Source organism: Pantoea sp. KPR_PJ, from assembly GCF_041386365.1.
Classification (GTDB): Bacteria; Pseudomonadota; Gammaproteobacteria; order Enterobacterales; family Enterobacteriaceae; genus Pantoea.
On sequence record NZ_JABMIK010000002.1, the window covers coordinates 697595 to 723555 of the forward strand.

At 57.2% G+C, this 25961-nt stretch carries 22 protein-coding genes; 4 read left to right on the forward strand and 18 right to left on the reverse strand.

The genetic code is table 11. The features are described from left to right. Nucleotides 1–63 precede the first annotated feature (63 nt). The 3 genes from HP564_RS07945 to HP564_RS07955 form a co-directional block, all read right to left on the reverse strand. Nucleotides 64–1233: a bifunctional tRNA (adenosine(37)-C2)-methyltransferase TrmG/ribosomal RNA large subunit methyltransferase RlmN gene (locus HP564_RS07945; protein ID WP_371241802.1), complete on the reverse strand. Its 1170-nt coding sequence runs from the start codon at nucleotides 1231–1233 to the stop codon at nucleotides 64–66. Between the two features lie 186 nt (nucleotides 1234–1419). Next, nucleotides 1420–1851 (reverse strand): nucleoside-diphosphate kinase, encoded by a 432-nt coding sequence (gene ndk, locus HP564_RS07950; protein WP_003848684.1) that lies wholly within the window; start codon nucleotides 1849–1851, stop codon nucleotides 1420–1422. A gap of 171 nt (nucleotides 1852–2022) precedes the next feature. Beyond that, nucleotides 2023–2328 carry a hypothetical protein gene (locus HP564_RS07955; protein WP_371241807.1) on the reverse strand — a complete coding sequence of 102 codons (306 nt, stop codon included), beginning with the start codon at nucleotides 2326–2328 and terminating at the stop codon, nucleotides 2023–2025. Nucleotides 2329–2417: 89 nt separating this feature from the next. Between HP564_RS07955 and sseA the strand changes: the two genes are divergently transcribed. Then, the gene (gene sseA, locus HP564_RS07960) at nucleotides 2418–3260 is read left to right on the forward strand and encodes a 3-mercaptopyruvate sulfurtransferase (RefSeq protein ID WP_371241809.1); all 843 of its coding nucleotides are present in this window, start codon (nucleotides 2418–2420) and stop codon (nucleotides 3258–3260) included. 28 nt (nucleotides 3261–3288) lie between these two features. Here sseA and sseB read toward each other — a convergent pair whose 3' ends face one another. The 5 genes from sseB to trmJ form a co-directional block, all read right to left on the reverse strand. Beyond that, nucleotides 3289–4053: an enhanced serine sensitivity protein SseB gene (sseB, locus tag HP564_RS07965; RefSeq protein WP_371241811.1), complete on the reverse strand. Its 765-nt coding sequence runs from the start codon at nucleotides 4051–4053 to the stop codon at nucleotides 3289–3291. Between the two features lie 47 nt (nucleotides 4054–4100). Further along, complete coding sequence (gene pepB, locus HP564_RS07970) at nucleotides 4101–5387, reverse strand: aminopeptidase PepB (RefSeq protein WP_371241814.1); 1287 nt, start codon at nucleotides 5385–5387, stop codon at nucleotides 4101–4103. A 155-nt stretch (nucleotides 5388–5542) separates the two neighbouring features. After that, on the reverse strand, nucleotides 5543–6709 hold the full coding sequence (locus HP564_RS07975) for an IscS subfamily cysteine desulfurase (RefSeq protein WP_371241815.1): 1167 nt from the start codon (nucleotides 6707–6709) through the stop codon (nucleotides 5543–5545). A gap of 89 nt (nucleotides 6710–6798) precedes the next feature. Continuing rightward, complete coding sequence (gene iscR / locus HP564_RS07980; protein WP_371241817.1) at nucleotides 6799–7296, reverse strand: Fe-S cluster assembly transcriptional regulator IscR; 498 nt, start codon at nucleotides 7294–7296, stop codon at nucleotides 6799–6801. Between the two features lie 133 nt (nucleotides 7297–7429). Continuing rightward, entirely contained in the window at nucleotides 7430–8167 is a 738-nt protein-coding gene (gene trmJ / locus HP564_RS07985) for a tRNA (cytosine(32)/uridine(32)-2'-O)-methyltransferase TrmJ (protein WP_371241819.1), read from the reverse strand. 120 nt (nucleotides 8168–8287) lie between these two features. Between trmJ and suhB the strand changes: the two genes are divergently transcribed. Continuing rightward, nucleotides 8288–9091, forward strand: a complete 804-nt coding sequence (suhB, locus tag HP564_RS07990) for an inositol-1-monophosphatase (RefSeq protein ID WP_371241821.1) — start codon at nucleotides 8288–8290, stop codon at nucleotides 9089–9091. A gap of 51 nt (nucleotides 9092–9142) precedes the next feature. Here suhB and HP564_RS07995 read toward each other — a convergent pair whose 3' ends face one another. From HP564_RS07995 to HP564_RS08005, 3 genes are all read right to left on the reverse strand, one after another. Continuing rightward, on the reverse strand, nucleotides 9143–10156 hold the full coding sequence (locus HP564_RS07995) for a hypothetical protein (protein WP_371241823.1): 1014 nt from the start codon (nucleotides 10154–10156) through the stop codon (nucleotides 9143–9145). Nucleotides 10157–10371: 215 nt separating this feature from the next. Further along, nucleotides 10372–11352 carry a nickel/cobalt transporter gene (locus HP564_RS08000; protein WP_371241825.1) on the reverse strand — a complete coding sequence of 327 codons (981 nt, stop codon included), beginning with the start codon at nucleotides 11350–11352 and terminating at the stop codon, nucleotides 10372–10374. Beyond that, entirely contained in the window at nucleotides 11343–11969 is a 627-nt protein-coding gene (locus tag HP564_RS08005; RefSeq protein WP_371241827.1) for a DUF1007 family protein, read from the reverse strand. Before HP564_RS08005 ends, HP564_RS08000 begins: the two co-directional genes overlap by 10 nt. Before the next feature lie 156 nt (nucleotides 11970–12125). Here HP564_RS08005 and csiE point away from each other — a divergent pair, with 156 nt between their 5' ends. Beyond that, entirely contained in the window at nucleotides 12126–13394 is a 1269-nt protein-coding gene (gene csiE, locus HP564_RS08010; protein WP_371241829.1) for a stationary phase inducible protein CsiE, read from the forward strand. On the opposite strand, the gene HP564_RS08015 is transcribed toward csiE, so the two are convergent. Beyond that, complete coding sequence (locus HP564_RS08015; protein ID WP_371241831.1) at nucleotides 13391–14530, reverse strand: 3-phenylpropionate MFS transporter; 1140 nt, start codon at nucleotides 14528–14530, stop codon at nucleotides 13391–13393. The genes csiE and HP564_RS08015 overlap by 4 nt on opposite strands. Nucleotides 14531–14644: 114 nt before the next feature. Further along, entirely contained in the window at nucleotides 14645–15898 is a 1254-nt protein-coding gene (glyA, locus tag HP564_RS08020) for a serine hydroxymethyltransferase (protein WP_371241833.1), read from the reverse strand. Nucleotides 15899–16229: 331 nt separating this feature from the next. Here glyA and hmpA point away from each other — a divergent pair, with 331 nt between their 5' ends. Next, nucleotides 16230–17414 (forward strand): NO-inducible flavohemoprotein, encoded by a 1185-nt coding sequence (gene hmpA / locus HP564_RS08025; protein ID WP_371241835.1) that lies wholly within the window; start codon nucleotides 16230–16232, stop codon nucleotides 17412–17414. A 57-nt stretch (nucleotides 17415–17471) separates the two neighbouring features. Here hmpA and glnB read toward each other — a convergent pair whose 3' ends face one another. The 5 genes from glnB to purL all read right to left on the reverse strand — a co-directional run bounded on the left by glnB (nucleotide 17472) and on the right by purL (nucleotide 25784). Continuing rightward, entirely contained in the window at nucleotides 17472–17810 is a 339-nt protein-coding gene (gene glnB / locus HP564_RS08030; RefSeq protein WP_033753971.1) for a nitrogen regulatory protein P-II, read from the reverse strand. An 88-nt stretch (nucleotides 17811–17898) separates the two neighbouring features. Next, nucleotides 17899–19233, reverse strand: coding sequence for a two-component system response regulator GlrR (gene glrR, locus HP564_RS08035; RefSeq protein ID WP_371241837.1), 1335 nt, complete (start codon nucleotides 19231–19233; stop codon nucleotides 17899–17901). Then, nucleotides 19233–19901 (reverse strand): two-component system QseEF-associated lipoprotein QseG, encoded by a 669-nt coding sequence (qseG, locus tag HP564_RS08040; RefSeq protein WP_371241839.1) that lies wholly within the window; start codon nucleotides 19899–19901, stop codon nucleotides 19233–19235. The genes glrR and qseG overlap by 1 nt, the downstream gene beginning before the upstream one ends. Before the next feature lie 3 nt (nucleotides 19902–19904). Next, nucleotides 19905–21338 (reverse strand): ATP-binding protein, encoded by a 1434-nt coding sequence (locus HP564_RS08045; RefSeq protein ID WP_371241841.1) that lies wholly within the window; start codon nucleotides 21336–21338, stop codon nucleotides 19905–19907. Nucleotides 21339–21893: 555 nt separating this feature from the next. After that, entirely contained in the window at nucleotides 21894–25784 is a 3891-nt protein-coding gene (gene purL, locus HP564_RS08050) for a phosphoribosylformylglycinamidine synthase (protein ID WP_371241843.1), read from the reverse strand. Nucleotides 25785–25961: the final 177 nt, after the last annotated feature.

Sequence of the window (25961 nt, forward strand, 5' to 3'; positions counted from 1 at the left end):
AACGTTACTATGGCAGCAGCCTGCCATGCGTCCTCATCAGGTGAAACCCCCAGTTGCCTCGTTTCAGAGCGCCTTCACAGATATCGGCTCACCCGCCATTTTTTTACGCATCGTGCGCTTGGTACGGTCAATAACATCGCCCGCCAGCTGACCACAGGCCGCATCAATGTCGTCACCGCGCGTTTTACGCACGATGGTGGTAAAGCCATACTCCATCAGGACCTTAGCGAAACGGTCCACCCGGCTGTTAGAGCTACGGCCATAGGGCGCGCCCGGGAAGGGGTTCCAGGGGATCAGGTTGATTTTGCTGGGCGTATCTTTCAGCAGCGCCGCCAGCTCATGGGCGTCGTCGGTGCTGTCATTGACGTGGTCCAGCATCACGTATTCAATGGTTACGCGGCCCTGATTAGCGTTGGATTTCGCCAGGTAGCGCTTAACTGCGCCAAGGAACATCTCGATATTGTACTTCTTGTTGATCGGGACGATATCGTCGCGCAGCTTATCGTTAGGTGCATGCAGCGAAATTGCCAGTGCCACGTCGATCATATCGCCCAGCTTGTCCAGCGCTGGCACAACGCCAGAGGTGGAGAGCGTGACGCGACGTTTTGACAGACCAAAACCGAAGTCGTCCAGCATAATTTCCATCGCCGGAACCACGTTGTTCAGGTTAAGCAGCGGTTCACCCATGCCCATCATCACCACGTTGGTGATAGGACGCTGACCGGTGACTTTCGCTGCACCGATGATTTTCGCTGCGCGCCATACCTGACCGATGATCTCGGAAACACGCAGGTTACGGTTGAAGCCCTGCTGTGCGGTTGAGCAGAATTTACACTCCAGCGCACAGCCTACCTGGGACGATACACAGAGTGTCGCGCGATCGTCTTCCGGGATATAAACCGTTTCAACCAGCTGATCGCCAACGCGGATTGCCCACTTAATGGTGCCGTCGCTGGAGCGCATCTCTTCGGCTACTTCCGGCGCACGGATCTCTGCAATCTGGCTCAGCTTCGCGCGCAGCACCTTGTTAATGTCGGTCATCTGCTCGAAATCATCGCAGCAGTAGTGGTACATCCACTTCATCACCTGGTCAGCGCGGAACGGCTTTTCGCCCATGGAGAGAAACAGTTCACGCATCTGCTGGCGGTTGAGGTCCAGCAGGTTAATTTTTTCGCTTTTGGGGGCGACTACGGCAGGGGAAGCGGACGACGGCGTCACAATCTGTTCGGACATAGTATTCTCTGGCCTCGTTATTACACGTTATGGCTCTGGTTAAGGATAGAAAAAAAAGACGCCCTTGCTGAGACTGGCTCAACAAGGGCGCGATATTTTACAACATCTGCAAGATGATGTCAGGACAGTCGGCTGCGCGTTACGTAGAAATTTGTAAAGCGCCCTGCCTGGCTGACCTCAGCGCAATTAACGAGTGCGCGGGCAGATCTCGTTTTCGCCGAAGAAGTAGGCGATTTCACGCGCGGCAGACTCAGCAGAGTCAGAACCGTGGGTCGCGTTTTCAGTGAAGCTGTCTGCGTAGTCAGCGCGCAGGGTGCCAGCCAGCGCGTTCGCCGGGTTGGTCGCGCCCATCAGGTCACGGTGACGCTGAACGGCGTTTTCACCTTCCAGTACAGAAACCACAACCGGACCAGAAGTCATGAACTCAACCAGGCCGTCGAAGAACGGTTTGCCCTGGTGCTCAGCGTAGAAACCTTCAGCCTGCTCTTTGCTCAGCTGCAGCATTTTAGCGCCAACGATTTTGAAGCCTGCGCTTTCAAAACGGTTGTAGATAGCACCAATCACGTTCTTAGCAACGGCGTTTGGTTTGATGATGGAGAAGGTACGTTCGATTGCCATGTTGACCTCTGTCTTTAGCATCCTGAAGAAACCGGGAACCCGCTCCCGGTAAGAAAACGCGCCGATTATAGGGAGATCGGCGGGCGTTGCCTATTAGCGATCGCATGATTTATTGAAAATTATTGATATTTGTCGGGGCAAACAGGCAAAAAATGTGCAATACGCCGCCTTTCAGCTGCAGGTAAAGAAAAGAGGACCGAACGGCTCCGCCTCTCCTTTATTCTCCCCCGCCGCCTGCGGCCGGAAGCGCAGCGGCACCCGCTGCACAGGGTTGCTGAATGCGCCCTGCTCGCCTGGCGAGCCGCTAAAACACCACTCGCGCTTTTCACCTGCATCGCCGCAGGCAAAATCAGCACCGTCTGGCCAGTTGGCTGTAAGATGGCGCAGCAGAGCGCTGGCGATCGCCATCGGTGCGGCTTTCCCCTTACGCAGCGGAGGGAAGGGTAGCCACTGGAGACCGTCGCTGCGCGATTTCACCGCAAACTCACCATTTTAGCCACCCTGCCCTTGAGATAGCTTTCACATTCCCTGACACTGGGTTTTCCTGACGATAAGAAGAGGTTGTTATGACAGCCATATTTGTCTCTGCTGACTGGTTAAACGAACACTACGCCGAAGAGGGCGTACAGGTACTGGATGCCCGCATGCTGCCGCCAGGCCAGGAGGCCGTACGCGATATCACCGCAGAATATCTGGCGGGCCATCTGCCCGACGCCCCCTTTTTCGACATTGAAACCCTTTCCGATCACAGCAGCCCTTATCCACATATGATGCCGCGCGCCGAGCGCTTTGCGGTGGCGATGCGTGAACTGGGGATCCATAGCGATAAACATCTGGTGGTGTATGACGAGGGCAACCTCTTCTCTGCCCCGCGAGCCTGGTGGATGCTGCGCACCTTTGGCGTAGAGCAGGTATCGATTCTGGCAGGAGGATTACAGGGCTGGAAAGCGGCGGGCTTACCGCTGGCGACCGGGCCGGTCACGCTGCCAGAGGGGGAGTTTGAAGCGACACTGGATGAAACTCAGGTGAAACGCCTGACCGACGTGCTGCTGATCAGCCATGAGGGCGGCGCACAGATTATTGACGCGCGCGCGGCGAACCGTTTCAACGCCGAAGTCGATGAGCCGCGTCCGGGTCTGCATCGCGGTCATATTCCCCACAGCCGCAACGTGCCCTGGAACGATCTGGTGGTCAACGGGGCGCTGAAGCCGGAAGCAGAACTGCGCGCTATTTTCGACAACGCGGGCGTGAAGCTGGATGAGCCGATCGTTGCCAGCTGTGGTTCAGGCGTGACCGCCGTGGTGGTCATTCTGGCGCTGACCGTGCTGGGCGCCCGCAACGTGACGCTCTATGACGGATCCTGGGGCGAATGGGGCAGCCGCGACGATCTGCCGATCGAGAAGAGATAAAAAGGGGCGGCCGATCGCCGCACCCGTTTCAGATAATGCGAGGACTTCCTTTGAAGTCGCGCAGGAAGCTGCCCCAGCGGCGTTCATAGAACGGTGTGATGTGGGCAGTGAAAAAATGGCTAATGCCCTTCTCGCCCGCCACGACTTCACAAATATCAATCGGCGCATCCTCGGCCAGCGTATCCGTGGCGACGCTGCCCGCCGCCTGAATAATGGCCTCTATGTCGCTTTCCGCCTCAATACCGATCAGCAGATTGGGCTGCTCATCGGTGCTTTCGCGAATAGTGGCAACAAAAGCGCGGCGTACCTGTTTGTATTTGCTGAACAGCTGCGTCAGCGAGTCAATCATCTGCGCAGGCGGCGTTGCCACCTCAGAGAGCAGCAGCGCATGCCCGCCCTCCAGTACGGTCTGCTGGCTCAGCGCATTCCCCTCCTCCCCCAGCAGATGGGCAATCTCCGCCGGAGAAAACTCTTTACCGGCTGGCAGCCTGGGGTTGAGGAACAGCGTTTCGCCGCGCGTCATCTCAAACAGCGTGCGCACCGGCAAACGCAGACAAGCCTGCTCGCCCTCAATGGCCTCGCTCATGGCTTCCTGGGAGCTGAAAAACGGGATAACACTGCGGCCATCCTCTTTTTCCCAGTGCACCAGATCGACCGGCGTATCGGCAGCAAACGGCATCTGAGTACTCTCGCCCGGTACCCAGACGTCGGCGGTCAGCAGCAGCTGAAAAAACTCTGGACGGTGCGCTGGCTCAGTGGCTGCCAGCTTTAGCACCTCTTCAAGACGATTCATAATTTGCCTTTCTCCGTAAGGTGACGGAGAAACCGTCACCCGGTCCTTTACTTAAGCAGCAGATTCGCCAGGGTGCGCACACCAATGCCGGTTGCGCCCGCAGCCCACTGATCGACTGCACCTTTGCGGTAGGTCGCTGAACAGTCGATATGCAGCCAGCCTTCCTGATAGCGCGTCACAAAGTGCGACAGAAATGCGGCGGCACTGCTTGCCCCTGCGGCGTGCGCCGGGCTGGCAATGTTATTGAGATCGGCAAAGTTAGACGGCAGATGGTTGCGGTGGAACTCCGCCAGCGGCAGACGCCAGAACGGCTCATTCTCGCTGGTGGCGCTGCCCATCAGCGACTGTGCCAGCACGTCGTCAAAGGTAAAAAGCGCATGGTAGTCGTTGCCCAGGGCGGTCTTTGCCGCGCCGGTCAGCGTGGCTGCATCTATCAGCAGCGTTGGCTGCTGCTCGCTGGCATCGATCAGACCATCAGCCAGCACCAGGCGCCCTTCCGCGTCGGTATTCATCACCTCAACCGATTTGCCGTTGCGGTAGCGAATAATGTCACCCAGGCGGAACGCATTGCCGCTGACCATGTTATCGGCGCAGCACAGGAACAGCTTAACGCGCTGCTTAAGGCCGCGGGAAATCGCCAGCGCCAGCGCGCCGGTTACGGTCGCTGCACCGCCCATATCGGACTTCATTGAGTCCATAAAGGCGCTCTGTTTCAGGCTGTAGCCGCCGGTATCAAAGGTAATGCCTTTGCCCACCAGACAGGCGTAGACCGGTGCGCTGTCGTCACCGGTTGGGTTGTAATCGAGCGCCAGCAGCACGGGCGGACGACTGGAGCCGCGTCCCACGGTGTGAAGGCCAAGATAACCCTGAATGCGCAGGTCGTCGCCGCGCGTGACGCGATAGCTGACCGCTTCACCGCCGACTTCCGTAATCAGGTCGATCGCGCTATGCGCCAGATCTTCCGGGCCCAGCTCTTCTGCTGGCAGGTTAATGGTATCGCGCACCCAGTCGATAATGCGCAAACGGCGGGAGAACTCCGCCTGATCCTGTTCACTGAGGGTGGGCCAGGCCACGCTGCGCTGCCCTTTCGGCCCGCGATAGCCCTGCCAGAACGCCCAGCACGGTTCCAGATCCCAGCCCTCACCGCTCAGTGTCACCTGACGGATACCCTGGGCGTCAATTTTACGCGCCGCGCGCTGGATGGTGTTGAGTTCATCCGCACCGTTCAGGTGGATAGTCATGCCGCTGTCGTTGCTGGTCAGAATCGCTTTCTCACCCCAGCGCGCATCTGCGGGCTGATGGCTCAGCGTGATAGTCATCGGTTGTGTTGTCATCGCGAAACTCCGTATGCGTTATAAGTCTCATCCAGCCAGAAGCGCAGGCTTTAGCAGTTAAACGTCAGACCTGATAACAGATATTCTCGGGTGACGCCAGCGGATCCAGCCGGAGAGGCGCCGTTTCCGGTTTTATCCGGCCAACGGCGCAGGGATTAACGTGAAGTGGACAGGGGCGCACGCAGGCGAGTCACCACCTTTTGCACCAGGGCAATGGCGTAGTCGATCTCTTCCTGGGTGGTAAAGCGGCCCAGCGAGAAGCGCAGTGAACTGTGCGCCAGCGCCTCGTCCAGACCAATGGCGCGCAGGACATAAGAGGGTTCCATGCTGGCAGAGGTACAGGCCGATCCAGAAGAGAGCGCCAGATCTTTCAGTGCCATGATCAGCGATTCGCCATCAACGCCAGCAAAACTGACGTTAAGAATAGTGGGTGCGCTCTGCGTCAGATCGCCGTTGAGCTGAACCCCCTCCAGCGCGCTCAGCCCCTGCCACAGCCGCGCACGCAGCGCAGCCAGGCGCGTCATTTCGCTTTCGCGCGCCTCGCGGGCGAGGTGAAATGCTTCGCCCATGCCGACAATCTGATGCACCGGCAGGGTGCCGGAACGCATGCCGCGCTCGTGGCCACCGCCGTGCATCTGCGCATCGATCTGAACTTTCGGCTTGCGACGCACGTAAAGCGCGCCGATCCCTTTAGGCCCATAGAGCTTATGGGCTGAAAAGGACATCAGGTCGACCGGCAGCGTGCTGAGATCGATCGGCAGCTTACCCACGCTCTGCGTGGCATCGACGTGGAACAGGATATCGCGCGCACGGCACAGTTCGCCAATGGCCGCTATATCCTGAACCACACCAATTTCATTGTTCACATGCATCAGGGTAACCAGCACGGTGTCGTCGCGCAGTGCATCACGCACCGCATCCACGGTCACAATACCGTTCGCTGGCGGAGTCAGATAAGTGACGGTAAAACCTTCACTCTCCAGCTGCTTACAGCTGTCGAGCACCGCTTTATGTTCGGTCTGGCTGGTGAGGATGTGCCTGCCGCGGGCGCGCCGGGCATGGGCGGCACCCTTAATGGCAAGGTTGTCAGATTCGGTTGCGCCAGAGGTGAAGATAATTTCGCGCGGATCGGCATTGACCAGCTCTGCCACCTGATTACGCGCAACATCGACCGCCTCTTCCGCCTGCCAGCCAAAACGGTGCGAGCGTGAAGCCGGATTACCAAAGGTGCCGTCCAGCGTCAGGAACTGCATCATTTTGCTGGCAACACGCGGATCGGCCGGGGTGGTGGCGGCATAATCCAGGTAAATCGGTAATTTCATTGCGCTAAAGCTCCGTATCGAAAATCGTACGTCTTTATAGCAGATTCGGCCCTGACCGCGTTAGCAGTTAGGGCCGCAGAAGCGAGGGATTACGAGGCGCGCAGATTGACGTTGATTTCCTGAACGCGGTTGTTCTGGAAACGTCGGTTGTCCTGAGCATTCTGACGATCGGCAACGTCCAGAATCTCCTGGTTATTGACCAGTTCGGCCAGCGTAATGTTGTTCAGGAATTCGCTAATGCGCACGCTGAGATCGCGCCACAGCACATGCGTCAGGCAACGCTCACCGCCCTGGCAACCTTCTTTACCCTGGCATTTGGTGGCATCGACGGACTCATCAACGGCGGTGATCACTTCCCCCACCGCAATGGCGCTGGACTCTTTACCCAGCAGATAACCGCCGCCCGGACCACGTACGCTGGCCACCAGACCATGTTTACGCAGACGTGAGAATAACTGCTCCAGATAGGAGAGCGAAATGCCCTGACGCTCGGAGATATCCGCCAGCGGAACCGGTCCTTCATGGGAATGCAGGGCCACGTCCAGCATAGCGGTCACAGCGTAACGTCCTTTGGATGTCAGTCTCATAGCGAACTACCTCAATAGCGTCCGGTTATCGGAGGATTAGCAAAAGATAGCCGAAGTCTGACATTCCCGAGTGTTTTGGTCAACTATTTAACCGAGTATTTCACTCAACTATTTAACCTGGTAATTTAGTCAACTACTCTTTGTCGCCTTTGCGCTTCTCAAATGAGGCGAGCATGCCGCGCAGGATATTCAGCTCATCGCGCTCAGGACGCGCGCGGGTATAGAGGCGACGCAGCTTGCTCATCACCTGGCCCGGGTTGCCTTCACGGATAAAGCCGCTGTTCAGCATCATCTGTTCCATATGCTGATAGAAACGCTCAAGATCGTCTACCAGCGGATAAGGTGACTCCGCATACGTCGGGGCTGGCTGCGCGTTCTCCTGAGCGGCCAGCCATGCCATACGCACTTCATAGGCAATGATTTGCACCGCCATCGCCAGGTTGAGCGAGCTGTATGCCGGGTTAGCCTGAATGGCAACGTGGTAATGACACTTTTGCAGTTCGTCGTTGGTCAGGCCGACGCGCTCGCGGCCAAACACCAGCGCAACGGGGGCCTGCTGGCCCTCTTCCACACTTTTCACACCACATTCGCGCGCGTCCAGCATCGGCCAAGGCAGCGAGCGCGAACGGGCGCTGGTGCCTACCACCAGGCTACAGCCAGCGATAGCCTCGTCGAGCGTGTCGACGATTTTAGCTTCGCCAATGACATCACTGGCACCTGCGGCGAGCGAGATTGCCTGTGAATCAGGCTTGACCAGCGGATTGACCAGATAAAGGTTGCTCAGGCCCATGGTTTTCATGGCGCGGGCCACAGAGCCCATGTTGCCGGTGTGGGAGGTTTCTACCAGTACGATTCGAATGTTCTGCAGCATAGATTGGCGTCAGTCAGGAAATGATGGTCAGCATGCTAACATAAATCGAGACATTTAAAGAACGCACTGCTATACTCCGCGCCGTTTTTCCCGTTCTTTAACATCCAGTGAGAGATACCGATGCATCCGATGCTCAACATCGCCGTGCGCGCTGCGCGCAAGGCCGGAAACCTGATTGCCAAGAATTATGAAACCCCGGACGCGGTCGAAGCCAGCCAGAAAGGCAGCAACGACTTTGTAACCAATGTTGACCGTGATGCAGAACGACTGATTATCGAAGTGATTCGCAAATCCTACCCGCAGCACTCCATCATTACTGAAGAGAGTGGCGAACTGGCGGGCGACGATCAGGACATTCAATGGGTTATCGATCCGCTGGATGGCACGACCAACTTCATCAAACGTCTGCCCCATTTCGCTGTCTCTATCGCCGTGCGTATCAAAGGCCGCACCGAAGTGGGCGTGGTTTACGATCCGATGCGTAACGAACTCTTTACCGCCGTTCGTGGTCAGGGCGCACAGCTTAACGGCTACCGTCTGCGCGGCAGCACGGCTCGCGATCTCGATGGCACCATTCTCGCCACTGGCTTCCCGTTCAAAACCAAACAGCATGCGCCGTCCTACATGAACGTCGTGACCAAACTGTTTACTCAGTGTGCCGACTTCCGTCGCACCGGTTCAGCCGCGCTGGATCTGGCCTATGTCGCGTCTGGTCGCGTAGATGGCTATTTTGAGATCGGCCTGAAACCGTGGGATTTCGCAGCAGGTGAACTGCTGGTGCGCGAAGCTGGCGGCCTGGTCACCGACTTTACCGGCGGCCACAGCTATATGCACTCAGGTAACATCGTGGCGGGTAACCCGCGCGTGGTTAAATCACTGCTCTCAAATATGCGTGATGAACTGAGCGAAGCGCTGAAGCGCTAACATGAAAAAGGCGGCTTTTCAGCCGCCTTTTTTATGGGTCACCGCTTACGCTTAGCGACGTTCGTGGCTCAGCACCTGGCGAGGCTGAGTGCGACGGCCGATGCGGCCCATTACCGCTGCCAGTACGGCTTCAATCAGCAGCATAAAGAAGGCATACCAGCTCGCTTTCGCCGTTGCGGCTGCAGCCTGCTCAGCGGCCTCACGTGCTTTCTGCTCCGCCTGCTGCTTCAGCTGCTCATATTTCTGTACCGCCTGCTGATAGCTCTGCTCGGTCTGGCTCACGATCTGTTCAACTTCCTGATCGCTCTTACCGGTGCGCGCCTTGATGATATTTTTCAGCGCGTCGCGGTCAGCCGCCTGCAGTGTATCAGAATGGCGCGTCAGCACGCCGCGAACCCAGTTGGTAATATCGTTATCGGCATTCTGTGGGTTCTGCGCGGTATTTTTCGCCTGATTCTCTGCATTATTCGCTTCGTTATTTACGTCCTGCTGTAAATTTTCCGGCTGCAATTCAGGCTTGCCCGTCTGGCGCAGCGTCGTTTCCAGTTCATTCTGCAAATCGTCAAGATTAATATTATTTTCCTGCAGTTTCTGCTTCGCATAATTGGTTACCGTTGGGGCGGCGGCGGAAATACCACTGCCTACTGCCTGGAAACCAGAACCAATAATATTGAATGCGCCGCCGATCAGGCTGCTGGCAAGAGAAACGGCCAGCCAGATGGTCAGCAGGGTGCTGAGACCAAACATCAGCAGGCCATGCAGTGCACCTTCACGCTGTGCCAGACGCCCCGCCAGATAGCTGCCCACTGCCATCGCGATTAGCATGCTCAGTCCGGTCCAGATCAGTGCACCGGTGCCCAAATGCTGTAGAGGATTCTGCTCCTGCTGAGGATCGATTGTTGTTGCGCCGATCGCGGTTCCGAGCAGCGTCAGTAAAATATGCACTATCAGCGCACCAATTACGCCAGCGAAAACCGCACTCCAGGAAATACGCTTTAACGGTAATCCAGCGTGCGTTTCGGTAATGGTCTCTGTTGTGCCATTATTAATCCGGGTTTCATGCATGGTGGTTCTCCTCGCAACAGACAACGTTAAATAATCAATATTAATTAAAACAACATAACATTTGGTGGTTGTTATTTAGCGTAGACGAGAAAACTATTTTCACCAGTGAGATGATTCATCTGTTTTCAATAGCGAAGCAAAAAAAAAGAGATAAACAAAACGGAAAACAGCAAGGCCGGAAGATAAATTTATTTGCGGTCGCGAATAAACTGGCGCTAACGAAAAGGATTGACTCCCCCGCCGATACCGGATGCGGCGCTCTGCCATAAAATCATGCCTGTTACCACCAGCAGCAGGCTGCCGGTAAGGGCCAGCAGAGGCATGAGAATCGCTGCCGCTGAGGATGACGAGCGGTCACCGGCCAGACGTTGTGCAAGCGCCCGGAATCGCTGCACCAGCAGACCGATCGCAGAGATAGTTAGCGCCGTTCCTAAAGCCATGACCACCGCCGACAGTACGCCCCACAGATAGACGCCCGTTACGCGAGCAAAGAGCAGCATCATAACCGCACCAGAGCAAGGACGTAGTCCCATTGAAGCGACCAGCAGAAGCTGTGTTTTAACGCTTACCGCTTCGGCAACCTGCTGCGCAGCTGGCAGGTGCGCGTGTCCGCAGCCGCAATGCGCACTGTGATGATGTACATGTCGTGCGCGTACACGGCGCGCTGACCGCGGACGCAGCCGCTGCCACAGCGTTTTCAGCGAGCGGAAACTCAACCACAGGCCCAGGCCCATCACCAGCAGATAACTGCCTTTTTCCAGCCAGTCGCTGCTGAGATGCAGCTGACGTGAGGAGGTTTGCAGCACAATCAGCATAAGCGTCACCAGTCCAATCGCGACCCCGCCCTGCAGCAGCGACGCCAGTAGCGTCAGCCTGAGGCTGGTCCTGAGGCGTGCTGGATGAGTCGCAAGAAAGGTTGCGATCACGACTTTACCGTGGCCTGGTCCGAGCGCATGCAGAACGCCATACGCCAGGCTAAACAGCACCAGCAGGCCACCGGTGCTGTCAGGTTCGGCTTTCACCTGCTGCAACAGCTGCGTCATCTGCTGGTGCAAAGCTTTTTGCCAGATAACGCTTTGCAGCAGAAGTTGCGGCCAGTACAGCCAGAGCGCAAAAGCCGATGCCATCATGACAATAGCCAGCAGCCACAGGGGCCAGAGCCGGTGCGTTCGGGAGCCTGCTATTATCAGCGACACGTCAGCGTTACCTGTTGTGCAAACTGACGCCCCAAATCCATCTGCTCAGGCGGTGCATCCGCTTTATCCAGCGACAGCGCATACTGCTTAAGGCCGTCATCCGGTTTGGGCGTATGCAGCGCCAGGGCGCAGCGTCCCCGTAATGCTTCTGGCAGGCTGAGCGCCTGCGCGTCGGCATAGGTCATATCGACAAAATAGGTGGGATCAAAAGTCAGAATATCAAAGCGCTGACCGCCTAAGGTCGGCGGTTCGGCCAGGGGCAAAATAAACTCCAGCACCGCTTTATTGCCGCTGCGCGACAGATGATACTCTGTTGGCAAATTTAGAAACTTCACCCGCTGGCCATTGTGCCATACCTCAGAAAAGTAGTGCTGGCCCAGGACATTGGCCATCACCTCTGCCGCCAGCTTTTTCCACACCTCGCTGCCTGGTTTTGCATCTCCTGCGTCATAGAGCAGATCGGCAGAGGTAATCTCATCCATCGTCCAGCGCATTTTCAGTCCGGTAAACGTATCATCATTCGCGATCAGGTCCGTTTTCATATCGATAAAACTGTGCGGATGTGCCCAGCCCGCAGCACTCAGCACCATCAACAGAGTAAGAAGTGCAGTTTTCATAATGTTATAAAGTTACATTCCAGACGGGAAGCTTATATAAGTAACAAAAAATTGTGACCCATGCTGAAGCATTGCATTAAAAACCTGAACAACGCCCCAGCGTTTTATGCGATTGGCTATTCTTAGCGCAATACCGGACCGCTGGAATCCAGACTGATGAGTTCTGCTACCTCTTCGGCACCACTCTTCACCCGATCGCAGCGCCGCTGTCATCTGCTACTGCTACTGTATCTGCCTACTCCCGCACTTACGCTTGAAAAACTCTGTCAGTTGAATGGCGTTGATGCTGTCGTTGCCCGACAGGATATCGAAGATGTCGGCGAGGAGATACAGCGTTATCACCAGCTGGAACTGCATCAGATGGTGGACGGCAGCTTTCGCATTCATGGCACCGAGCTGGATCGGCGACTTTGCCTGCTGCACTGGCTGCGGCGCGGGCTGCGTTTGTCGGAAACCTTCGTGCGAGAGCAGTTTGCTGCGCCGCTACGCCAGCGGCTGAAGATAATGAAAATTGAAAAAGCGCTCTACGATGAGATTAACTTACAGGCGCTGATCCAGCACTGTAGCCTGAAGCTGTCACGCGATTTCAGCGCGCGCGATCGCCTGTTCCTGCAAATTTTTATGAAATATGGCCTGCTCCAGCGTCAGCCTGCGCTGTTTAACGAACGTCAGCGCGCCTGGCTGGCGCAAAAATTTGAGCGCGAGGCGGCGATGGACATCATCCTCCACTGGCAAAAGCGCTGTCACCTTGCGCCGCACAGTAGCGAAGCCGATTTCTGGACGCTGCTGTTCAGCCTGACCCATGCGCCAGACGCTGACACACTGCATCATCCCTGCCATCAGCAGCTGATGACGGCAACGGAACAGCTTATCCAGGCCTTTGAACAGCTTGCCGGGCTACGCTTCGTGGAGCCGCAGGAACTGACGCGCCAGCTCTATACCCACCTGGGGCAGGCGCTGGACCGCTCCCATTTTGCTATTGGCATTGATAACAGCGTGGCGCTGGACGTGACAAAGCTCTATCCGCGGCTGCTGCGCACCACGCAACAGGCGCTGACGCCGTTTGAAACCCATTACGATTTACATTTCAGTCAGGAAGAGGTCAGCCTGATTGCTGTTATTTTCGGTGCCTGGCTGATGCAGGGGAGCGCGCTTCAGGAGAAGCAGGTATTGCTGCTGACCGGAGAAAATGCCCGCCTTGAACAGCAGATCGAACAGCAGATCCGCGAAATCTCACTGCTGCCGATTAACATCAAATATCAGGATATGGCGGACTTTCAGCGCGACGGCGCACCCCGTGAAATTGCGCTGGTGATCTCGCCCTATGCCACCTCCCTGCCGCTCTACTCGCCGCCGCTGATCCACGCTGAGCTGCCGCTGAGTGACCATCAGCAGCAGCGTATTCGCGCGCTGCTGGAGAGTTAACTCGCGCGTGGACGCAAAAAGAGCGCAGGCAGTGCAACCAGCGCCATCACCCAGAAAAGATGTCCCTGCAGGTGGGTAAACAGCAGGCCGCAAATCATGGTCATTACCGCAATACCGCCTCCCATCGCCAGCGCCGAGTAAATCGATTGCAGGCGAATAACGTCCGGACCGCTGCGGCTGGCGATAAAGCGCATTGCCGCCAGGTGGCAAACGGTAAAGCTGCCGCAGTGCAGGATCTGTCCCACAATCAGCCAGGGCAGTTCCACGGTTGCTCCTGACACCCCCCAGCGCACCAGCGCACAGACGCCGGAAAGCAGCAGCAAGTCGCGAGCACGCCAGCGGCGGAACAGGCGATTGCTTGAGGCAAAAACGATAATCTCCGCCACCACGCCAAGTGACCACAGATAGCCGACCACCGAGGCGGAGTAACCACTCTGCTGCCACCAGATAGCACTAAAGCCATAATAAGCTGCATGCGCGCCCTGCATCAGCGTAACGCAGACCATAAAGCGCCATACGCTGTTTTCCCGCAGCAGATCGCGCCAGGCACGCCAGCCCCCGCCAGCCGCGCCATGACGCTCTTCTCCCTGTGGGTAGGTCAGCGGCGGCAGCAGCATGCCCGCCAGCATCGCCAGCATGCCAACCGACAGCAGCGCGAGAATCGCCTGCGATGACCAGTGATTGACCAACAGTCCGGTCAGCGCAGAGCTGATCACAAAGGCCAGCGAGCCCCACAGGCGGACCGGTCCATATTTCAGGCCGATTTGCCGGGTCCAGGTGGCAGCCAGCGCGTCGCTGAGCGGTACCAGTGGCGAGAAAAAGAGGTTAAAGCCTACCATCACCAGCAGCAGCCAGAGCCACTGCTGCCCTATCCAGTATCCGGCGGCAAACAGGCAGGTCATCAGCGCCAGCAGCCGTAGCGCGACGATCAGCTGCGCCGGATGTTTAACCTGTGAAGCGATGAACAGACTACCGGCAAAGCGTGCCACCATGCCACAGCCCAGCAGCAGGCCAATTTTTTCAGCATCAAGGCCGGTGCCCTTCAGCCAGACGCCCCAGAAAGGCAGATAGATGCCGTAGCAAAAAAAGTAAGTGAAATAGCCAAGACCGAGCCATTTCGCTGAGCTGATTGCCATTATCCCTCCAGCAATGCTTATCCGTTCACGTTATTGCGCGCTACTCTACCGGAAATCAGGCAATAAAAAAGGATGGCCAGGGCCATCCTTCTTCACGATTGCACAGAATTAAAATTACGCGTACACCGGCAGGCGGGCACAGACGTCCAGTACTTTCTGCTTAATACGTTCGATGGTCGCTTCATCGTTGACGTTGTCCAGCACGTCGGCGATCCAGCCAGCCAGCTCGCGCACTTCGGCCTCTTTAAAGCCGCGACGAGTAACCGCTGGCGTACCGATACGCACACCAGAGGTAACAAACGGGCTTTTCGGATCGTTCGGCACGCTATTTTTGTTTACGGTGATGTTGGCACGGCCCAGCGCGGCATCCGCCTCTTTACCGGTCAGATTTTTGCTGACCAGGTCGATCAGGAACAGGTGGTTGTGCGTACCGCCAGAAACGATGTTGTAGCCGCGCTCGATCAGCACTTCCACCATCGCCTTCGCGTTTTTCGCTACCTGCTGCTGGTAGGTTTTAAACTCCGGCTCCATCGCCTCTTTGAACGCAACCGCTTTACCGGCGATAACGTGCATCAGCGGACCGCCCTGCCCGCCCGGGAAGACAGCAGAGTTCAGCTTTTTATAGAACTCTTCGTCACCCCCTTTCGCCAGGATCAGCCCCCCGCGCGGACCCGCCAGGGTTTTGTGCGTGGTTGAGGTGACGATGTGCGCATGCGGCACCGGGCTCGGATAGACGTCAGCCGCGATCAGACCCGCTACGTGCGCCATGTCGACAAACAGGTAAGCGCCTACGCTGTCAGCGATTTCGCGCATTTTCGCCCAGTCACAGACGCCAGAATAGGCAGAGAAGCCGCCAACGATCATTTTCGGCTGATGCGTTTTTGCCAGCTCAGCCAGTTCGTTGTAGTCAATTTTGCCGCTCTCATCAATGCCGTAAGGCACAACGTTATAGAGCTTGCCAGACAGGTTAACTGGCGACCCGTGAGTCAGGTGACCGCCGTGTGCCAGGTTCATACCCAGAATGGTATCGCCCGGCTGCAGCAGCGCGGTATAGACGGCAAAGTTAGCCTGAGAACCAGAGTGCGGCTGCACGTTCGCGTAATCGGCACCAAACAGTTCTTTAGCGCGATCGATGGCCAGCTGTTCAACGATATCGACATATTCACAACCGCCGTAGTAGCGCTTGCCTGGATACCCTTCGGCATATTTGTTGGTGAGCTGCGAACCTTGCGCCTGCATTACGCGTGGGCTGGTGTAGTTTTCAGAAGCAATCAGTTCAATGTGCTCTTCCTGACGCACTTTCTCTTGCTCCATCGCCTGCCACAACTCGGCATCATAATCGGCAATGTTCATTTCACGCTTTAACATCCGCATCTCCTGACTCAGCTAACTTTTTAACGGCAGTTTACACTCCCTGAGGGAGCAAAGGCCCACAGTGTAAACCGTTTTGCCAGGTGACGGTAGCGCCAATTCCGGAATAGACGCAAACGATTGGCTGCCAGCTGGAACGGGATTTTTACGCTTTTTTATTCTGTCGTTCCACCACAATTTTTCCTTAAACCGTGGCGCAGATTTTTTCCCTCTGTCCCAGAAGCTTGCCAGTCAGATAACCCAAACGTGCACCGGATTATTTACAACCGCTGATGCCCGATAATAACATGCATTTAAAATACAACTTTAAACAGCCAGAGGATTACTCATGCTTGATGCACACACTATTGCTACGGTGAAATCTACGCTTCCTGCTATTGCCGCCGTGGGTCCAGGACTGACTGCGCATTTCTATGACCGCATGCTGACGCAGCATCCTGCATTAAAAAATGTTTTTAATATGAACAATCAGCGCAACGGCGACCAGCGTGAGGCGCTGTTTAATGCGATCTGTGCTTACGGGGCCAGCCTGGACAACCTGGCGGCTCTGCTGCCTGCTGTAGAAAAGATTGCGCAGAAGCATGCCAGCCTGGCTATCACGCCTGACCAGTACGCTATCGTGGGAGAAAACCTGCTGGCGACCATCAAAGAGTTGCTTAATCCAGGCGATGAGGTGCTGGCCGCGTGGGGACGCGCATACGATGTGCTGGCAGACGTTTTTATCCAGCGCGAGGAGGCGATTTATCAGGAAAGCGAGCAGCAGGAAGGAGGATGGCGCGGTACGCGCGCGTTTCGCATTAGCGCCATTGAGGAGCAAAGCGCGGTGATCAAAAGCTTTACCCTGACGCCGGTGGACGGCGGTAAGGTCGCAGCGTTTAAGCCCGGGCAGTATATCACCGTGCATCTGCGCCCCGCCGGATCTGTGTTTCAGCAAAACCGTCAGTATTCGCTGACGCATACACCGGATGGCAAGACCTACCGTATTGCGGTGAAGTATGAGCCGCCAGGCGTGGTATCGGGCTGGCTACACCGGCATGCAAAAGTGGGCGATGTGCTGGCGCTGACCGCTCCGCATGGGGATATTTTCATGGATGTGACATCAGAGATCCCGGTTGCGCTGATTTCTGCGGGCGTGGGCGTAACGCCCACGCTGGCTATGCTGCACGCGCTGGCAGAACAGGCTCACGCTGCACCGGTTACCTGGCTTCACGCAGCTGAAAACGGCGCGCAGCACGCTTTTGCTGCTGAGGTGGCTGAAACGGGGGCTCTCCTGCGCGATTTCTGCAAGCGTGTCTGGTATCGCATGCCGGACGCGGCTGACGCCGGGCGTTTTGACGCTGAGGGGGTAATGGATCTGGCCAGCCTCTCTGAGCGGCTGCGGGATGCACGTACGCAGTTCTGGCTGTGTGGTCCCGTGGGCTTTATGCAGTGTGTGGCCGGACAACTGCGCGAGGCGGGCGTTAATGCATCGCGCATTCACTATGAGGTTTTTGGCCCACACAAAGGTCTGTAACCATTACTCAAGAGAAAGCCCGCAGAGTAGCGGGCTTTTTGCGGGGACACGGCAGGCTTAAATCGCCTCTTCATCCTCTTCCCCGGTACGAATACGCACCACGCGTGAAACGTCAAAAACGAAAATCTTACCGTCACCGATTTTGCCGGTCTGCGCGGTTTTCATAATAGTTTCCACGCAGGTATCGACAATGTCGTCGCCTACGACCATTTCGATTTTCACTTTTGGCAGGAAGTCGACCATATACTCCGCACCGCGATAGAGCTCAGTATGCCCTTTCTGGCGGCCAAAGCCTTTCACTTCAGAGACCGTCATCCCGGTAATGCCCACCTCGGCTAAGGCTTCACGCACATCATCGAGTTTGAATGGTTTGATAATTGCATCAATCTTTTTCATGTCAGACCCTTTTTACACTCCCTCCAGACCGGATGGGGTGCTGTAAGTATATACCCGCAACCTCAGGCGTTTTCTTTGCGCCAGAAAGCTACTCTTTAAAATCGCTGGCGTCCAGTTCATGTCGGGAAAGCAGCTTATAAAACTCGGTGCGATTACGCCCGGCCAGCCGCGCGGCGTTAGTGACATTGCCTTTGGTCATCTGCAACAGCTTACGCAGGTAGTTCAGCTCAAACTGGTTACGCGCCTCAACAAACGTCGGTAATGCGCTATTCTCGCCGCTGAGCGCCTGCTCTACCAGCGCATCGCTGATAACCGGCGACGACGTCAGCGCCACGCACTGTTCAATGACGTTCACCAGCTGGCGCACGTTACCAGGCCAGCTCGCGGACATCAGACGCTTCATCGCATCCACCGAAAAGCTACGTACAAAGGGTTTATGCCGCCCGGCTGCCTGACGCAGCAGATGCGCGGCGAGCAGCGGAATATCCTCGGTGCGCTCGTGCAGCGCAGGCAGCTTCAGATTCACGACGTTAAGACGATAGAAAAGATCCTCGCGAAATTCTTTCTTCTCCATCGCCTTCGGCAAGTCGCGATGCGTCGCCGAGATAATGCGCACGTTAATTTCGATGTCGTTATTGCTACCGAGTGGGCGAATTTTGCGCTCCTGCAAGACGCGCAGCAGTTTAACCTGTAGCGACGGAGGCATATCACCGATCTCGTCGAGGAATAACGTGCCCCCTTCCGCCGCCTGAAACAGTCCTTCACGTGCGCTTACCGCACCGGTGAACGCTCCTCTGGCATGACCAAAGAGTTCTGACTCCAGCAGCTGTTCCGGCAGCGCACCGCAGTTAATGGCAATGAAGGGTTTTTCAGCGCGCGGGCTGGCGGCATGAATCGCCTGCGCCAGCACCTCTTTACCGCTGCCGCTCTGACCGTTGATTAATACGCTGACGTCCGATTGCGCCACCATATGCGCCTGCTCCAGCAGTCGGAGCATGACCGGGCTGCGAGTCACTATCGCTTCACGCCAGCGGTCGCCACCCGCTGGCGCACGCTGCGCCAGCGCATCGTCAATAGCCTTATAGAGCGCATCACGATCGACCGGCTTGGTAAGAAAGCTGAATACCCCCTGCTGCGTGGCGGAAACCGCGTCTGGAATCGAGCCGTGCGCCGTCAGAATAATCACCGGCAGGCTGGGATTGCGCTTCTGGATTTCGCCGAACAGCGCCAGGCCATCCATGTCGTCCATGCGCAGGTCGCTGATCACCAGATCGATCTGCTCTTTCTGCAACAGCCGCAGCGCGTCCGGCCCGCCTGGGGCAGTATGTACCTGAAAGCCCTCGCTGCTGAGGCGCATGCCCAGCAGCTTTAGCAGGCTGGGATCGTCATCTACCAGCAGCAAACGTGCGGATTGTCTGGCCATCATGGCTCCTCGTGTTGCGGCGTTTCCGGCGCGTGACTGCTTTCGGTGACGTCAGGCGCTTTGCGCGATGAGAGCTGGCGCTCAATGTCCGTCAGCCGCTCCAGCTTATGCTGGGTATCGTTAAGGGTGTTACGCATCTGCGTCTGCTGCTGACGCAGCGCGTCAAGCTGCGCATCGCTGCTTTGCTGTAAATGGGCATAACGGGATCGCGTTTCGCTGAGGTTAAGCTGAGCCACCTGGCTACTGCGCCACAGCTGGATCAGCGGTCGCACGGCGCCCGGAAACTCGCTGCTGTATTCATCCAGCGACGCAACATAATCGCGTCGCTCCAGCGGCGTCACGTTGCCGTTAGCCATCAAAATGCCATTCTTGAATGCGCGCGCCCACCCCTCTACCGGCCAGCGATGCGCCTCAGCGCGCGCCTCGGCGGGGGACAGTCGCTCGGCACAGTCAATGGCACGCATCCAGTAGAGCGGATTGCCGGTGGCCGCCGCGCTTTCATTGCGCCAGACGCTGCTGCATTCTGTGGCAAGGTAATCAGGGAGATTAACTTCCGGCTCGGTAACAACGGCGTTGCGGTGTGCGGACGAAGTGGCCGGGGAGGCATTACAGCCGCTGAGCGACAGGCTTAGCAGCGCGGTAAAAAGTGAGGCGAAGATGATTTTCATCTGTCAGGCATTCCCGGCTGTGTGATTCAGTACAATACGAAAACAAACGTCAGCGTCTTTGCTGTCAATCAGTTGCAGATCGCCCTGCATGCGACGCAGACAATCTTTGGCTATGCTCAGTCCCAGTCCGCTGCCTTTAACGGGCCCTTTACGCTGCTGGCTGCCCTGGAAAAAAGGTTCAAATATCATTGCCCGCTCCTCAACCGGGATCGGCGTGCCGCTGTTGGCGACCTCGATCCAGACTTTATCGCCGTGCAGCTGGCTGCGCAGCCAGATGCTACCCGATTCGCTGCCATAGTTCACTGCGTTAGAGTATAAGTTGTCGATCGCCCGCATCAGCAGCATCGGCTCGGCAAGGCAGTGTGTTACCGACAGATCGCACAGGGTATGCATCAGCTTAGCGCGTGCCGGCAACGCATGCGCGCTGACCACCCTGTCGACCAGCTCACCGATCTCTACCCGCTCCAGCGATCCAGACCCTTCCCCTTCCGCCAGCTTGCGATTGTAATCAAGCAGCTGTTCAATCAGGCGTTGCAGATGGCGGCTGCTGGAATCGAGGATCGCTACCACCTCTTTCTGCTCATTGTTGAGCGTGCCGACCACCTCATCTGCCAGTAATTCGGTGCCTTCCCGCAGGCTGGCAAGTGGAGTTTTCAGCTCGTGCGACAAATGGCGCAGAAACGCATGCCGCTGGCTTTCCAGCCAGGCGAGCCGCTCACTAAGCCAGACAATACGCTGCCCGAGTGAACGCAGCTCGCGCGGGCCGCGAAACGCCACGCTTGCGCCCAGTTCGCGCCCTTCGCCAAGCCGGTTAATCATCCGCTCAACGCTTTTTACGGGTCCAATAATCATGCGGGTAAAAAGCAGCACCAGCGCCAGGCTGACGATAAACAGCGTGAGCGCCTGCCAGCCAAAAAACTGACCGCGATCGGCTATTTCACGCTGGAGCTGTAGCCCACGCGCAAAGACTTCATCGCGCGTCTCTTGAACCAGTTGCGCATTCGTGGCGGAAAACCGCTCCAGCGCCTGCGAGACAGCGGCGACCGGATTTCCGTTATCACACTGCAAATCGGCCAGCTGAGGCAGGGTGGCGCGTAAGGTCTGAAAAGCGCTCAGCGCGGGCAGGCTTGAGGCGTGAGAATCGAGTATCTGGTTATAGCGCACGCGCTGGGTTTGGTAGAGACGCGCCAGGGTTGCGTCGCCCAGTACGCAGTACTGCCGGTAGCTCCGCTCGAGCTCCAGCGCAGTACGCGCCATTGCTTCGCTGCGGCGTACGTCGGTAAAGGTGTTGCGGTTGGTATCCGCTGCCTGATCGCTTAAAGCCGACAGGCTTTCCCAGGCCTGCCATGCCAGTACCAGCAGCGGTAACAAAACCAGCAGAAACGCCATCAGCACCAGCTGACGCAACGATCGGGGAAATAGACGCCATTTTCTCACGCGGTCGCTTCCTTAAATAAACGCTGTAAGAATGCTAGCGAAGTCAGCCCAGGGAAGATAGAGCGGAAATGAAAACGGCAGACCTTTCGGCCTGCCGTGAGAGCGACGCCGCAGCATCGCCTGGAAAAAGGTGGAGCCTTACTCAACGTTGCGTCCGATGTCTGATAACGTTGCAAAGCAAGCGATTATCGGTTGGTGGACGGCAGGCTCCGTTTGGTGCGTCATTCAGTTTTTATGCGCTCTGCCGCAGTGCGGGGCAATCATAAACAGGAGAATGAGCCACGTAGTGATATTAGCAAACTTCATGCCAGAAAATAAATGACTTTATTTTCCAGACAGTTGCCACCTTCAGCGACCGGCCTGCGCGTGCAACCGGGCCTGAGTCGCGTAAGAATGTCGCCAAAACCCAACAACTTAATGCAGCCCCTGGTAACACTCTCATTATCAACAGGATAAATGTCACCTTTTAGAGACAACAGAGACGCATGACTGTCGCCATTTCCCAACATCCAAAAAAAAGGAGACATTGCTGTCTCCTTTTAAACGCGGGCTGGCTTATCCCAGCTGCTTGCGCGCATTGCGGAAAATGCGCATCCACGGGCTGTCTTCGCCCCACTCTGCCGGATGCCAGGAGTTGCTGACCGTGCGGAACACGCGCTCCGGGTGCGGCATCATAATGGTCACGCGACCGCTTTCGTTGGTTACCGCCGTGATCCCGTTAGGCGAGCCGTTCGGGTTGGCCGGATAGGTCTCCGTAACCTTGCCATAGTTATCGACAAAGCGCAGCGCCACCAGGCCTTTCGCTTCCAGCGCGGCAAGATGCGCACCGTCACGGACCTCAACAAAGCCTTCCCCGTGAGAGACCGCAATTGGCATATGCGATCCTGCCATGCCGTCCAGCAGCAGCGACGGGCTTGCCTCAACCTCCACCAGGCTAAAGCGTGCTTCAAAACGCTCTGACTGGTTGCGCACAAAGCGCGGCCAGAGTTCACTGCCCGGGATCAGCTCGCGCAGGTTAGACATCATCTGACAGCCGTTACACACGCCAAGCGCCAGCGTCTGAGGACGGTGGAAGAAGTTTTCAAACTCGTCACGCACGCGGGTGTTGAACAGAATCGATTTCGCCCAGCCTTCGCCTGCCCCCAGCACATCGCCGTAAGAGAAGCCACCACAGGCCACCAGCGCCTGAAACTCTTCCAGTCCACGGCGCCCCGCCAGCAGGTCGCTCATATGTACATCAACTGCGGTAAATCCGGCGCGGTGGAAGGCGGCTGCCATCTCCACATGCGAGTTAACGCCCTGCTCGCGCAGCACCGCTACGCGCGGACGGGCACCGGTGGCGATCATTGGCGCAGCAACATCTTCTTCCGGAGCAAAGGTCAGATGCACATTCAGGCCAGGATCGTTGTCGTCTTTACGTGCCTCATGTTCCTGGTCGGCGCAGACCGGGTTGTCGCGCAGACGCTGCATCTGCCAGCTGGTTTCCCCCCACCAGGTACGCAGCGTGGTGCGACTTTCGCTGTAAACCGTGCTGTCGCCAGCGCGAATGACAAAGCGGTCGCCGCGCTGTGCGCTGCCCAGAACGTGGCTGCAATTTGCCAGGCCATGATCCGCCAGCACCTTTTCAACAGCATCGCGATCTTCTGCGTTAATCTGAATTACCGCGCCCAGCTCTTCAGTAAAGAGTGCAGCCAGCGCATCGCTGCCCAGCGCGGCAATATCCACCTCAACGCCACAGTGACCGGTGAAGGCCATTTCTGCCAGCGTCACCAGCAGACCACCGTCAGAGCGGTCGTGGTAAGCCAGCAGTTTCTGCTGTGCCACCAGCGCCTGAATCGCGTTATAGAAGCCCGCAAGCTGCTGCGCGTCACGCACGTCAGCCGGTTTGTCACCCAGCTGACGGTAAACCTGCGACAGCGCCGTTGCGCCCAGCGTGTTAGCGCCATTGCCGAGATCGATCAGCAGCAGCAGGTTATCGCCCGTGGCGTGCAACTGCGGCGTAACGGTACGGCGGACATCTTCAACGCGCGCGAATGCGGTGATCACCAGCGACAGCGGCGCGGTCATTTCACGTTGTTCAATGCCTTGCTGCCAGCGGGTTTTCATCGACATCGAATCTTTGCCGACCGGAATAGTGATGCCAAGCGCAGGACAGAGCTCTTCACCCACGGCTTTCACCGCTTCATAAAGACCGGCATCCTCACCCGGATGCCCTGCGGCAGCCATCCAGTTTGCCGAGAGCTTCACGCGCTTCAGATCGCCAATCTGCGTTGCTGCAAGGTTAGTCAGTGCTTCGCCCACGGCCAGACGGCCAGAGGCAGCAAAATCGAGCAGCGCTACCGGTGCGCGCTCGCCCATCGCAAAGGCTTCCCCGTGATAGCTGTCAAGGCTTGCCGTGGTCACCGCACAGTTTGCCACCGGGATCTGCCACGGACCAACCATCTGGTCACGTGCCACCATGCCGGTGACGCTACGGTCACCGATGGTCACCAGGAACGTTTTCTCCGCCACCGTCGGCAGGTGCAGCACGCGGTTTACTGCATCGCTCAGGGTAATTCCGTCACGTAACAGCGGCTCGCCTTTAGCCTGCTGCGTCTCGACGTCACGCGTCATCTTCGGCGTTTTGCCGAGCAGCACGTCAAGCGGCATGTCGATAGGTGTATTGTCGAAATGGCTGTCGCTCAGGCTCAGATGCTGCTCTTCCGTGGCTTCGCCAATCACGGCGTACGGCGCACGCTCACGCTGGCAGAGCGCGTCGAACAGCGCCAGTTTTTCAGGTGCCACCGCCAGCACATAGCGCTCCTGCGACTCGTTACACCACACTTCCAGCGGGCTCATGCCGGGCTCATCGCTGAGAATGTCGCGCAGGTTAAAACGACCGCCGCGGCCGCCGTCGCTGACCAGCTCCGGCATGGCGTTTGACAGGCCGCCCGCGCCCACGTCGTGGATAAACAGAATGGGGTTCGCTTCGCCCATCTGCCAGCAGCGGTCAATCACTTCCTGGCAGCGACGCTCCATTTCCGGGTTATCGCGCTGCACTGAGGCAAAATCAAGGTCGGCATCGGACTGGCCTGACGTCATTGAAGACGCGGCGCCACCGCCCAGACCGATATTCATCGCCGGCCCGCCCAGCACGATTAGCTTCGCGCCTACGGTGATTTCGCCTTTCTGCACGTGATCGGCACGGATATTACCGATGCCCCCCGCCAGCATAATCGGCTTATGGTAACCGCGCAGTTCGACGCCGTTGTGGCTGTTAACCTGCTCTTCATAGGTGCGGAAGTAGCCATTCAGCGCCGGACGACCAAATTCGTTATTGAATGCGGCGCCGCCCAGCGGGCCTTCGGTCATGATATCCAGCGCGCTGACGATGCGATCTGGCTTGCCGAAGTCCTCTTCCCAGGGCTGCTCAAAGCCCGGAATGCGCAGGTTCGACACTGAAAAACCGACCAGGCCCGCTTTCGGCTTCGCGCCGCGTCCGGTAGCACCTTCATCGCGGATTTCACCGCCGGAACCGGTCGCCGCACCCGGCCACGGAGAGATTGCAGTGGGATGGTTATGGGTTTCCACCTTCATCAGGATATGTGCCGCCTCCTGATGGTAGTCATATTCGCCTTTCTGCGCGTCAGCGAAGAAACGGCCCACTTCCGAACCTTCCATGACCGCCGCATTGTCTTTGTACGCGGAGAGCACATGGTCTGGCGTGGTTTCGAAGGTGTTTTTAATCATTTTAAACAGCGATTTCGGCTGTTTTTCACCGTCGATAATCCAGTCAGCATTAAAGATTTTATGGCGGCAGTGCTCTGAGTTGGCCTGCGCGAACATATACAGCTCAATGTCGTTCGGGTTGCGTCCCAGACGCTGGAACGCTTCCAGCAGGTAGTCGATCTCATCATCCGCCAGCGCCAGACCCAGCGTGCGGTTAGCGTCATCCAGCGCCTGACGACCACCGTTCAGCACATCAACACTTTTCAGCGGCTGCGGTTCGTGATGGGTAAACAGCGCCTCGGCCTGCGCCAGATCGCTAAAAACGGTTTCCATCATGCGGTCATGCAGTAGCGATGCCAGCGTCTGCCACTGCGCCTCGGTTAACGCCGTTGCCTGCACGTAGAAAGCCAGGCCGCGCTCAAGGCGACGCACCTGTGGCAAATCGCAGTTATGGGCGATATCAGTCGCTTTCGAAGACCAGGGAGAGAGGGTGCCGGGGCGCGGCGTAACCAGCAGCAGGCGGCCTTTTGGCGCATGTTCGGCGAGAGAGGGACCGTATTTCAGCAGGCGCTGCAGGCGTGCTTTTTCATCAGCGTTCAGCGGTGCGCTGACATCGGCAAAATGGACGTACTCGGCGTAAATGTCACTCACTGGCAGGTGAGCGTCCTGAAAGCGGGTCAGCAGTTTGTTTACACGAAATGCCGACAGGGCGGGCGAACCACGCAGAATTTCCATCATTTAATCTCTCGTCAGAGCGCCAGGCGACGCTTCATGGGGCACAACAGAAGAAAACGGGCGGTATTATAGAGAAACAGCCCGCCCGACGAAACCGTTTGCGCATAATTTCTCGCACCAGGAACTTGCCTGAATTTTGCGCAAAACTTGCTTTATAAGTTGCTCTACGCTGCCGAGTTG